Source organism: Ruegeria sp. CDSB013 (genome assembly GCF_059611165.1).
The window spans coordinates 128,400-139,880 of the sequence record NZ_JBXWPA010000014.1; the positions used below are offsets into that span (position 1 = coordinate 128,400).

At 52.3% G+C, this 11,481-nt stretch carries 15 protein-coding genes; 11 read left to right on the forward strand and 4 right to left on the reverse strand.

Annotated elements, in window-relative coordinates; translation table 11 throughout:
- Positions 1–355 precede the first annotated feature (355 nt).
- Both AC2FJF_RS20465 and AC2FJF_RS20470 read left to right on the forward strand, forming a co-directional pair.
- Entirely contained in the window at positions 356–667 is a 312-nt protein-coding gene (locus AC2FJF_RS20465) for a recombinase family protein (RefSeq protein ID WP_496726955.1), read from the forward strand.
- Positions 668–973, forward strand: coding sequence for a helix-turn-helix domain-containing protein (locus AC2FJF_RS20470; RefSeq protein WP_496726956.1), 306 nt, complete (start codon positions 668–670; stop codon positions 971–973).
- Positions 974–2,031: 1,058 nt separating this feature from the next.
- Here the strand turns inward: AC2FJF_RS20470 and AC2FJF_RS20475 are convergent.
- From AC2FJF_RS20475 to AC2FJF_RS20485, 3 genes are all read right to left on the reverse strand, one after another.
- Positions 2,032–3,249 (reverse strand): HlyD family secretion protein, encoded by a 1,218-nt coding sequence (locus AC2FJF_RS20475; RefSeq protein ID WP_496726957.1) that lies wholly within the window; start codon positions 3,247–3,249, stop codon positions 2,032–2,034.
- Complete coding sequence (locus AC2FJF_RS20480; protein ID WP_496726958.1) at positions 3,246–3,626, reverse strand: hypothetical protein; 381 nt, start codon at positions 3,624–3,626, stop codon at positions 3,246–3,248. Before AC2FJF_RS20480 ends, AC2FJF_RS20475 begins: the two co-directional genes overlap by 4 nt.
- 62 nt (positions 3,627–3,688) lie before the next feature.
- Positions 3,689–3,886 (reverse strand): hypothetical protein, encoded by a 198-nt coding sequence (locus tag AC2FJF_RS20485; protein WP_496726959.1) that lies wholly within the window; start codon positions 3,884–3,886, stop codon positions 3,689–3,691.
- A 137-nt stretch (positions 3,887–4,023) separates the two neighbouring features.
- Here AC2FJF_RS20485 and AC2FJF_RS20490 point away from each other — a divergent pair, with 137 nt between their 5' ends.
- The 9 genes from AC2FJF_RS20490 to AC2FJF_RS20530 all read left to right on the forward strand — a co-directional run bounded on the left by AC2FJF_RS20490 (position 4,024) and on the right by AC2FJF_RS20530 (position 10,774).
- A complete protein-coding gene (locus AC2FJF_RS20490; RefSeq protein WP_496726960.1) occupies positions 4,024–5,031 on the forward strand; it encodes a helix-turn-helix domain-containing protein in 1,008 nt (335 codons plus the stop codon).
- A 153-nt stretch (positions 5,032–5,184) separates the two neighbouring features.
- Positions 5,185–5,475 (forward strand): hypothetical protein, encoded by a 291-nt coding sequence (locus AC2FJF_RS20495; protein ID WP_496718691.1) that lies wholly within the window; start codon positions 5,185–5,187, stop codon positions 5,473–5,475.
- A gap of 399 nt (positions 5,476–5,874) precedes the next feature.
- Complete coding sequence (locus AC2FJF_RS20500; protein WP_496726961.1) at positions 5,875–7,257, forward strand: cytochrome ubiquinol oxidase subunit I; 1,383 nt, start codon at positions 5,875–5,877, stop codon at positions 7,255–7,257.
- Complete coding sequence (gene cydB, locus AC2FJF_RS20505; RefSeq protein WP_496726962.1) at positions 7,257–8,258, forward strand: cytochrome d ubiquinol oxidase subunit II; 1,002 nt, start codon at positions 7,257–7,259, stop codon at positions 8,256–8,258. Before AC2FJF_RS20500 ends, cydB begins: the two co-directional genes overlap by 1 nt.
- Positions 8,255–8,356 (forward strand): DUF2474 family protein, encoded by a 102-nt coding sequence (locus AC2FJF_RS20510; RefSeq protein WP_496726963.1) that lies wholly within the window; start codon positions 8,255–8,257, stop codon positions 8,354–8,356. The genes cydB and AC2FJF_RS20510 overlap by 4 nt, the downstream gene beginning before the upstream one ends.
- A 153-nt stretch (positions 8,357–8,509) precedes the next feature.
- The gene (locus tag AC2FJF_RS20515; RefSeq protein ID WP_496726964.1) at positions 8,510–9,079 is read left to right on the forward strand and encodes a hypothetical protein; all 570 of its coding nucleotides are present in this window, start codon (positions 8,510–8,512) and stop codon (positions 9,077–9,079) included.
- Positions 9,080–9,491: 412 nt separating this feature from the next.
- Positions 9,492–9,767 carry a hypothetical protein gene (locus AC2FJF_RS20520; RefSeq protein ID WP_496726965.1) on the forward strand — a complete coding sequence of 92 codons (276 nt, stop codon included), beginning with the start codon at positions 9,492–9,494 and terminating at the stop codon, positions 9,765–9,767.
- The gene (locus tag AC2FJF_RS20525) at positions 9,760–10,407 is read left to right on the forward strand and encodes a serine hydrolase domain-containing protein (protein ID WP_496726966.1); all 648 of its coding nucleotides are present in this window, start codon (positions 9,760–9,762) and stop codon (positions 10,405–10,407) included. The genes AC2FJF_RS20520 and AC2FJF_RS20525 overlap by 8 nt, the downstream gene beginning before the upstream one ends.
- Before the next feature lie 31 nt (positions 10,408–10,438).
- On the forward strand, positions 10,439–10,774 hold the full coding sequence (locus AC2FJF_RS20530) for a hypothetical protein (protein ID WP_496726967.1): 336 nt from the start codon (positions 10,439–10,441) through the stop codon (positions 10,772–10,774).
- A 127-nt stretch (positions 10,775–10,901) separates the two neighbouring features.
- Here AC2FJF_RS20530 and AC2FJF_RS20535 read toward each other — a convergent pair.
- A partial coding sequence (locus AC2FJF_RS20535; protein ID WP_496726968.1) for a hypothetical protein occupies positions 10,902–11,481 on the reverse strand: 580 nt, incomplete at its 5' end.

Here is an 11,481-nt window from a genome sequence, read left to right on the forward strand (position 1 = left end):
ACACTGGCGGTTGAACATTCGTTCATCCTCGAAGCCAGGGACCGGATGAACATTGACCAATTTCTATCCAACGATGTGGTTGTGTTTGACAAGAGCCACCTGAACAAACTGTCACCAACAGAACTCTCTGACGTCTACGCACGATCTGCGAGGAGTTGGCGACTATGAAAAATCAAACATCCTGCCGTGTCAGAATGCTGCGTTCACTTTCGGTGGATCACACATCTCCATGTAACAATTGGGTGCACCACAAAATGACATCTAAATGTGACGCGATCCACCGTCCCATTAGGGTGGTCAATTCAACTATGTGACAGATTGAACATCCCCCCTACCCTAATGTGATAGATACCAAATGCCCCGCATCGGATATGCCAGAGTCAGCACCACGAGCCAAGATCTCGACATTCAAACGGCAGCATTGAAGAAAGCTGAGTGCGAGATCGTCCGGTCAGAAACAGGGTCAGGTGTATCGCGTGACGGGCGCACGGAATTAGGAACAATCTTCGAGTTATTACGCGTAGGTGATGAACTGGTTGTTCACCGACTTGATCGCCTTGGTCGGACTACGAAGGATGTTCTGAAACTGGTGCATGAACTGGATGCCAAAGGCGCTTCCCTGCGGGTTCTTGAACCGGAAGTGAGTACAGCCGGTGATCTTGGTTGAATGGTGGTAACAGTGCTCGGCATGGTCGCTGATATGGAACTGAAATTCATCCGCGACAGACAGAGAGCAGGTATTGATGCCGCCAAGGAAAGAGGTGTTTATCGTAGCAGACGAAAACAAGTAGATGACGCACAAATTCGATCTCTTGCGGCTAGCGGGTTATCAAAGGCCCAGATCGCACACGATTTGGGTGTGTCTCGGATGACTATATTTCGCGCGCTCGATGCACCGCTTGGGTCGCAGAATGCTTACGACCCAACAATTGTGAAAAACAAGATTGAAGGGCATTCACGCGAGGAAAAGTAGACGCTGTTTCCTGTCGGTTCGGCTTCATAGAATTGAAGATTCAAGCATTGTGGGGATCCCGTGAAGGCACTTGGCGATAGCTGGTCTATCGGAAGCATCTGCGGCGTTATCGGTCTTTTCACTAGGCACAGATGCCCCAGCAGGGTCGAGTTCACCCTTTGCAACTTCCAGTGCTTCTTTTGCACCTCTAGTGAGGCTATCGCCAATCTTAGCCATCGTTCTCTGCCAAAATTTTTGCTCATAACTGATAACATTTCTTATTGTGCACGTCTGCTAAGCGAAATGTTGTTTTCTCTTGGTTGCAAACTGTCGCAAGGGCGATTGAACAATTTTTCTGAACTCCTTCAGGTGACCAGGTTTTACAGCACCTCTGACCCCCCTGCCCTCACGCTTTTAACGTTCTATTCTTCATTGTCTTGAGATAGCGAAGCCTCAAGCGCTTCGAGCAACATTTGCTCATGGCGAATTGGCATATCATCCACGCTCCAAGCGCGCCGATGGTCAGGCCAAACTTGTTCGAAAAGCTCCTCTGTCAGAACAACAAAGGAAATTCTTCCTCAATGTCTAAGCCAAGTCGGCCCCTTGGAAGCATGCTCGGTCAAATTAAATGCCGTATCTTGGCGCATCTCGGCGTCAAAACGTCTGCCTTGGATTGGCGGTAACTTTGGTCGTTTCATTCGTTTTCCTTTCAATCCGCACAACAGCAGGCACGGAGAAATCCGTGTTGGGTGCGGTTAAGTGGAAAACAATCAGGGCTTGATCTCAGCTAGCATGACATAGCCCTGTCGGCAACGTCGTTTGGTGGCGCGAACCAGCCAGACGCCAGGCTTGATTGGAAACACCGTAACGCGGACAAAACGGACATTCCGGGCTACTGTAAGTGGTTGTAATTTTCCTGCATAAGATCACCTGAGCGGACAGTCAAATCGTTCGCCGTGTGGCAGAAAGCCGTCACATAACTCGCATTTATTTGACATGCGATCTGTCTGCAAATTGTCGAAACGGCTCCCAACATTTGTTGGAAGCCGCACTTATTGAAAGTGGATGGAGTTGGAAAGTCAGGCGTGACCACCACCGATCAAGCCGATACCCGATGTCAGACCGAACCAAGCTTTGACCCGTAGACCGACGGCTTTGATGATACCCATGGCCTGAATCCCGTGGGCGACAAGTGTTCCTTCCATTTCGCCTTCAAAATTGGTGGTGTAGGATTGTACAATGCAACCACTACCTGGAACCAAAAGTTCGCGGTGTTCTGGGTGCACCAGATCAAGATGCACAACGATCTGACCCCGTTTGGCCTTTTCGCTCGGCTCGATCAGGCGACCGCTAGGCGCTAGCTGACCGGAAGAAATCTGCTCCTGAATACGTACGATCCTTGCAGGAAGAACGGTATTGCGCATCGAGATGTTGAAGTTACTTTCGCACGCCACTTCCGCCGCCATACCTTCGTACAATTCAGTGCGAGAAACCTGCGAAAAGCCAGCGACGATACGTCCTCGCTCAGCATCCTTGCGGTCGGGTACGATCAGCATAGCCGGGCTCATCGCGGCTTGCGCTGCGCGTGATCCGACATTTAGGGTGACCTGTTCAACGACACCGTCGACAGAGCTGAGCGTCAATGTCTTTGACAGTTCCACCTGAGCCTGCTTCAACGACGCGCGCGCCGATGCAAGTTGGGCAGGCAGAACAGCACTAGCTTGGACTTGTGCCACGCCAAGTTGGGTTTCAGCAGCCTCTACCTCTGCTTCCCGAGTACTCAAGGTTGCCTGGGCGCGTTCCAACTGGCTCACTTGAAATGCTGCAGAGCCCTTTGCTTGAAGTGCCTCGTGATCCATCAGCACCAGCTCAGCCTGTTCTCTGGCGGTAACTGCGGCATCCACTACGGCCTGAGCAGTTTGGACCTGCAATTCAGCTGCCAGTTTCGCGCTTTCTATCTCCTCAACTTTACGGGTTGCAAAATCTACTGCAGCTTGTTCCGACGCATTCTCGACTGCAAACAGCGGATCGCCCGGTTCTACACGATCACCGCCCTTTACGTAGATATCTGTTACTGTTCCACCGTTCTCAGCAACGACCGGAACAGTTCTGAATGGCACAAGACCTGTGTAAGATTTTGGGTAGTAGTAGAACACGGCAAAGAAGACGATCAGTGCTAGTACGAACCACATGAAGAGCGCTCGGTGAACGTTGTATAGGGTGACTGGAATCCCGCGCCATTTTAGGTAGATTACCCGCAGGACAAACGGAAAAGATGTGACGAGCAGTTCAATCATTTTACCAGCTCCTCTGTCGAAGGCCGCCACCACAACATGAAGTCGCGGGCGATTGCAGTCAGGATCAGCGCGCCTGGCAGCAGAATGCTGAAGTGGCTGAGCGCGGGCATCAATTCGTACGCCAAGGCTATGGTAAGCATCACCGGAATAGTTGTGCGCAGCGGAGTGCCGATTGATTTGCGCTCGGTATAGCGTTCAAAGCGCGCATAGAGGTGCACGACGAGTAGGATCGCCAGAAAGAGAACAACCAGACCAACCCAAGCATAGGTGTCGGTCTGATTGGGCGCGACCCACCATCTCGGATCGCCGCCAGCAGCGAAGGCAGGAGTTGAGATGACGCCAAGTATAGGTGCCATCAGGAACGCGGGTGGTTTCATTTTTCAGGTCCTTTTGTTTCGCAGCCGTGCTGCGTGTGAAGATTTTAGGTGTCTGTGGAAATTCAGTTCTCGGTCTGATTTTGAGATGGTTCTGAGGGCTGTTCCTGCGGGACATAGGGGGGATCCCAGCGACGTCCGTCCGCTGTTTTTTCGCCAAGCGCCAATGAGCGCAGACCGTGGATGTTCCCCCCGGACCACTCTTGTTTGGCGGAGTTTTGGATTGCCTTCAGTACGCGGTAGTACCTTGCGAAGTAGATCATGGTCGTTTCCTTTCTGATGACCCGGACCTAACCGTCATCGCATCCGCGATCCTGAGGGTTCTGGACATTTGTTATTGGCTTCTGGACAATTGCAGTGACTGCAGGAGGTTGCGTGCAAGTCAGGGGAGGACGCAAAAGTGCCACGCATCAGCGCTTATAGACTGCAAAATGTAGGGCTGCGTTATTCGCAAGAGCCCGGCGCGCGGGTTCCGTTTCCTGAAGTCCTGGAAATGGCGGGAGCACCCTCTGATATCGTCGACAGCCCCGACGCCACTGTCGAGCTGCTACATGAAGCAGGCGCTGTGGAAACCGCGTGTCGTATTTTGGAAGACAAGACCTTCGCCGCTCGGGTCGGGCTTTCGGCACAAGGTCCCGGAACACTTCTGGCTTACATCGTGCGGGCTGCCGAAACGGTGGAAGACGCGCTGGTATTGACGCAGCGCTTTTATGCAATGCAAGACCCTGACTTGCGTCTTGACGTGGTCGGGGCGCCCAACGAGCCAAAGATAACTCTGGAGAGCAGTGTTATCCCGGCGCATCAATATCCTCGCCATCGCGAAATGCTGATTTTCGGCCTTTACAAGCGAGTGCAACAAATCACCTCTGGCGGCCTTGCCCCGATCTCGATTGAGTTGGAAACGGACGATGCCGAGCACTGCCGGCTACTGGCCGATTTGGCGAGATGTGAAGTCTTAGGCTTCAAGTCCGGATACGCCCTGGCTCTACCCTCAAACGGCATGAGTTTTCGGATACCAACGGCAGATCCCACCTTATTAGGGCATTTACGCAGGCACGGAGAAGAGCAATTGAAGGCTCAGCCTGATGCAGTCCGCAGTCTGTCCGACCGCATTGTGGACATGCTCGGGGAGCGTCTTCCCGGACCGATACCAAACGGCGACGATATAGCCGGAGAGCTTGGACTGACGCGGCGTACCATGACCCGGCATCTGTCGGCTGAAGGAACAAGTTTCAAGGCACTACTGGAAGGGGTGTTGTGCGACCTGTCCAAGCGGATGCTTCGTAGCGGCGAGGGCGTCGCCCGCGTGGCCTTTATGCTCGGTTTCGCCGATCAGGCTGCTTTCTCAGTGGCGTTCAAACGGTGGACAGGTGAAACGCCGGCAAGGTTCCGTAAAACGGGCCGGTAGCTTTTTCTGGTCCATGCAATCCAGAAAGCGCTCAGATGTCCAAGATCCACAAAACCTTGTCCCGTCTCCAAAAGAAAGCAGACCAACGGGTCACCTAGTTCAATGGCACACAGCAGCCGCGGTGGTTGCTAACCCAGAACAAGGATGAACCCTATGAAGACCTCGAAGAAATTCTTTATCGCCCCGATCTCAGGCGCACTTCTGATCACCATGGCTGCTACTGCTCATGCTGACTACGTCACCGACAAAGCGATCAAAGGCGCGGTTGTCGGTGCCACTGTCGCCGGTATCGCTGGCGAAAGCATCGTAGGTGGCGCGGCCGCTGGTGCTGCGGTCGGAGCCGTAGGAGGTGCGATCCAAAAGGACAATTTTGAAGACGCGCAAGACGAAGCCCAAGAACGTCGCGACGACTTTAAAGAAGAACACAAAGACTGGAACGACTAAGACACGACCGCCAGCGAAACAAAAAAAAGGAGAAATACCGCCGAACAAACCTGACCGGTCAGCATGCGCTGTTAGCATCCAGACGCTGTTTGACTGACCATCCCACACAGAACTCGCACAGTTTCTGAGAGGTTGCCATCCAGCTCGTAATCGAGCCGGGTGGCAACTTTGTTTTGGGCCTTCGAACGCCACACGTTCGCGGCGTTCTCGGTTTCAAATTTCAGTCGCCCATCTCGAACCGGGTTTTGTCCAAAACCCAAAAACAACCGTCCAGAACCCAAACGAACTGAAACAGCTACCAACCCAAATCCAACTCATCTGAATGACATCGACGAGTTGGCAACCGAAACACTTCTGTTCACTGCCGCTCTTTGGAACCCAATGCCTAAGGAAGCGGCAATGAACCTATTCGCAAACTTCGACGCAGAAACCCTGGCACGCATCCAGTTTGCCTTTACCGTGTCGTTTCACATCATCTTCCCGGCCTTTTCTATCGGCTTGGCAAGCTTCTTGGCTGTTCTCAATGGCCTCTGGCTATGGCGAAAAGACAAGGTCTACCTGAACCTCTTCAACTACTGGAAAAAGATATTCGCCGTTGGCTTCGCGATGGGTGTCGTGTCCGGCATCGTGATGTCTTACCAATTCGGCACGAACTGGAGCGCATTCTCGGACACCGCTGGTCCCGTAATCGGCCCCTTGATGGCCTATGAAGTCATGACGGCCTTTTTCCTTGAGGCAGGCTTCCTCGGCATAATGCTTTTCGGTCGCGAACGCGTCGGTCGCGGTTTACACATGACGGCCACGGCGATGGTCGCCGTTGGCACGCTGATTTCGGCAACGTGGATATTGTCAGTCAATTCCTGGATGCAAACCCCGGCTGGGTTTGACATCAACGAACTGGGGCAGTTCATTCCCGTCGACTGGTGGTCGATTGTCTTCAATCCGTCCTTCCCCTACCGCCTGACACACATGGTTCTTGCCGCTTACCTTACCACTGCTTTCGTGGTGGCCGGGGTTGCGGCCTGGCACTTGTTACGCCGCAATCGCACGGTCGAGGTCACTCGAATGTTCTCGATGGCAATGTGGATGGCCGTTTTGGTCACCCCTGTGCAGATCGTTGCCGGCGACCTTCATGGTTTGAACACGCTGGAGCATCAACCGCAGAAAGTGATGGCGATGGAAGGTCACTTCGACAGCCATCCCGAAGGTGCACCGCTTATCCTGTTCGGCATTCCGAACGAGGATAAAAAGCGCGTGGACTATGCCATCGAAATCCCGAAACTATCTTCGCTGATCCTGAAACATGATCCCAACGCGCCGCTTGAAGGGCTGGACACTATCCCCGACGACGAAGAACCCCCGGTCGCGATTGTGTTCTACAGCTTCCGCATTATGCTCGCTATCGGCTTTGCCATGCTGGGCATCGGCTTGTGGTCGCTTGTTCAGCGGGTTCGCGGCCGCCTCAACGACGATCGCTGGCTGCACCGGACATCCGTTCTGTTGGCGCCCAGCGGGTTCGTGGCGGTACTGGCCGGTTGGATCACCACCGAAGTCGGGCGCCAACCGTACACTGTGTATGGGCTGATGCGGACATCGGACTCACTCTCACAAGTGGATGCACCTACAGTTGCCGCGTCTCTGATTGCCTTCATCTTTGTGTATTTCGCGGTGTTCGGAGCGGGCACGTTCTACATGCTGCGCCTGATGGGGAAACCACCTGTCGAAGGTTTCCAGAAAAGTCACAAACCCATTGAAATCTCTATTTTGGCGGAGACAGCGTAATGCTTGAACTCTCGACAATCTGGGCCGGTATCATTGCCTTTTCCGTTCTGACTTATGTGATCCTGGACGGTTTCGATCTTGGAATTGGAATCCTCTTTCCATTCGCGAAATCCGACAAAGATCGCGATGTCATGATGAACTCTGTCACGCCTGTATGGGACGGTAACGAGACCTGGCTGGTCATGGGGGGCGGAGGTTTGTTCGCCGTTTTCCCGCTTGCTTATTCTGTGGTGATGCCCGCGATCTACATGCCCGTCATCATCATGCTTCTTGCGCTTGTTTTCCGCGGTGTCGCCTTCGAACACCGGTGGCGAACGGAGCGCGGGCGATGGCTATGGGATGTTGCGTTTCACAGTGGGTCAACCGTAGCCGCCCTCTGCCAAGGCATCGCGCTTGGCGCGCTGGTCCAGGGTATCCCGGTCGAGGATCGGCTGTACGCAGGCGGACAATGGGATTGGCTGACGCCGTTCTCTGTCACGACGGGTGTGGCCTTGGTGATCGGGTATGCCTTGCTAGGAGCAACCTGGCTCAACATGAAAACCAAGGGCGAGATACAGCGCCAGATGCGTTCTTTTACCCGCCCGCTGATGCTAATGACGCTCGCGTTGATTGGCCTCATCAGTCTTTTGACCCCGTTCCAAGATCCGGTCTATCTGATCAGATGGTTTTCGTGGCCCGGTATCGTTTTCTCTGTACTAGTGCCAGCTATCGTTGCTGTTATTGCATGGATGCTTGATCGCGGCCTGAGGGAACAGCGAGACTATCAACCCTTCTTCTGCGCCATTGCCTTATTCGTCGTCTGCTTCATCGGCATTGGGATCAGCTTCTATCCCTATATGCTACCCCCAAGCCTCACGATTGCCGAAGCCGCCGCGCCGGATAAGAGCTTGGCCTTCGCTCTGGTCGGGGCCGTCGTTCTGTTGCCCATAATCCTGGCCTATACCGCCTACACGTACTGGGTTTTCCGCGGAAAGGCCGATCCAGAGGAGAGCTACCATTGAAACTGCTAAAGCAAGTATTCTGGTTCAGCGCGATCTGGTTCGGCAGCGTCTTTTGCCTAGCGACTGTCGCTTACGTAATCAGGATGTTCATCACTTGAGATGGCAAGGACACCAATGTTCGCGCGTCGGCATGTCTAGATCACGCAAATATTAGTCCAAGCGCCGAAAGAAACTCCGTTCCGGCCTACCAAATTCCCAAGAACAAGCGGCTGGCTAGGTCGTCTCAAATTTAACAAACCAAGGGGGCTGTTATGCTTTCTCGTCCAAAACCAATATCCGTGCGGTGGGATCAGATTGATCCGGATCTGCCCAAACCACCTAAGCCAAAAAACCGGAGCGACAAACGCTCGTCTGGCAAGTTACCAAAATTGTTCGCCGGGCACCTTGCCGCAGGGCTTGCTACCTTTGTTCTATTGCCCTTCACCTCGGCCCTAGCAGGGACGGTCACGAAAGACCTCGCTCCAATTGTGGACATGTTGCTAGTCCTGCTCTCTGCATTTGTTGTTTTTGCTTTCACAGCCGCAATAGTTTTGAAAGGGTCAACACTGCGGGCTGTCTTCGGGCGAGGATTGGCCTCTCTCGGTACAGCGCTCATCATTTCACCCGTGGGGTTCTCGGTCCTGTTCGCATTATACCTGCAAGACTGGGTATCTATCGTAGCGGGCACATCTATCGAGCAGGCAGGAAGAACAGCGATATCCCTATTTGGTGGTGTTTTCATTGCAAATGCCCTCGCAGGGGGATTGGCGTTTGGTTGTTTATCTCTGTTACTTGGGATTAGGCTAATGCAAAATCGTCCAAAACCACTTGTTTCGCCTTAGACGAGTGAACTTCCGCTTTGGGCTGACTGCGGTCCTTTGGAGCAAAAATGCGGATGGCTGCAAATTCCCCTTTTCAGCTACCCGACACCGGACGTTGGAAACCAGACGGCTAATGGCGGTGAGCGGACAAAGCCTCCTTAGGCTCAACGGTTGATGATGACCGGTCTGTTCGCGAAGCGAACCTTCATTACGAGCTTTACATCCTCCGAGATGCGGACGAAGCGGGCATTGCATGAGGCGACTAGCGCACTTGTATCAGCCAACCGGCGCTTGCGACTACTATGCTGTCCTACCAGAAGACTAGTCGCAGTCGTCTGACCGCCCCGCGGCCCAGGCACAAGAAGCTAGACACCAGAGCTGAAGCATGGCTGGATTGCTTAGACATTACCTAATCCTGCGGAGATCCCCTAAAATGAAAAGAAATGCTAAAAAGCTGTTAGTGACATCCGCTATTGCTATAGCTCTTTTGGGCTCTGGTGCGGCACGTACTTCTCCTACCGAACCAGCAAGCGCAGAGGCTGGTTCATTCTGGGATGAAACCGTTGAATCTGTAGATAGAAGCCCATGGATATTTGAAGGGACAAATGTTTTTGGAGAATTAGCACGAGTTCCACCGTCAGATTGGGTACGTACTCTTGAAAAAGCCCCATACCCAACTGAGCTTGAGAACTTAGTTTTTTTTGGCTAGCAATAATGAAGAACAAAATATCAGAGATTGGTTGCATCAAACGCATACCGATAGTTTTTTGATTTATCACGATGGTAAACTCGTCGCTGAAAAGTATTTCAATGGCATGAGAGCGGATACGTCCTACCGCATTCACTCTATCACCAAGACAGTGTTGGGTATGGCAGCAGGGTTGGCGGTTGAGGCGGGGAAATTAGATCCAAAAAAATTGATCACTGAATACCTGCCTGAGTTGGATGGCCCAGCATTCAAAAATACAACGGTTAGACATCTACTTGATATGACCGCTGCTGTTGATTGGAAAGATGCTTCTAGTGGTTACTTAGACGATGCCGGTGATCTGTTCTGTGCCTTTGGTCAGGACCTCTCTGAAAAAGTTGAAATTTGTGACACTGAGTCAGGCGTTAAAGAGTATATGATTTCTCTGAGTGACCGCGAGAACTTAGTAGAAGACGGTGAAGTATATAGTTACCGTTCAGTGCTATCTGCACTACTTGGTATGGTTATCGAGTCGGCGACCGGTGAGAGCTATTTAGATGTACTGGCCGAATTGTGGCAGGACATCGGTGCTAAGGACCCTGCATATAGCGAACTGGGGCCCAAAAAGGATTGTTCAAACCAGTGGCGGGTTATTCACTAGCTCTCGTGACCTATTACGATTTGGCAAAATGATGCTGGACAACGGTAAGGTTAACGACACTCAAGTTATCCCTTCAGATTGGATAGCTGACACTATTCAAACAAATGACGATGTGATTGCAGCTTATGAGAAAAGTGCATATGCAGAGGTGTTTGAAGGCTTCCACTACCGTAACCAAGTCTGGGTCAAAGATAGGGAAAATGGTGCGTTTTACGGTATCGGTGTCTATGGGCAGCTATCGTACGTGAACCAGGAAGCCAATGTGGTTATGGTGAGGCTATCAAGCCAGCCAGAAGTTCAGAACACACCTATGTACCTGGACTCGATGGTTGCGATGAAATTAATTGCAGAGACTTTGAGCAAATGAATTTTAAAGCGCGTTAACCTATAACGCAGAGCCAAATAGCTCAGCTTTGCCAGCGTTTTGGCATAACCAAGCCTTCTCCTTGTCGCTCTTTAAAGACAAGCCAAATATTACGTTTAGCGTCGTCGGGTCAGTACCGGGTTAAGACGACAGCGACCGCAGCAAACACCACACCAATCAAAAGAGCCTTTGTATTCACTGCCGAAAGGCTGGGTAGTTTAACCCGAAGAGACAGGGCTATTATCACACCCCCTGTCAACCCATTCGCAATTGAATAGATCATGCTACTTTTGTCCGCGCTGAGACCGATCAATATGCCGACTGCAAGCGACGCGACAAAGTATGCGCGTAGCCATCCAGACATATGCCCGGGGTGGGTCTTATAGAGATAAATATTTACCCCAAACAAATGCAGTGAATAGGCCAACGTTCCAATCGCGTACAGCTCAGGCGATGTTCCTGTGGTTTGCATGACTGTAATGGCAAGCAAGCAGTTATAGGTTCCGAGTGCCACTGTGTCCAAGCCAAGCGACAACCTGTTATCGGCCCCCACGTCGCGGCTGGCTTCCAGCAAGTAGTAAAGGAGAAACCCCAGCAGAGAGTAACCGTACAGCGAGTGTTCCCATTTCCCGTTTGCAGCTAAACCGGCGGACAATTCACCGATTTTTGGCAGTAAGAAAAGGAAAGCATAGCATAGCCAAGTCCGATCC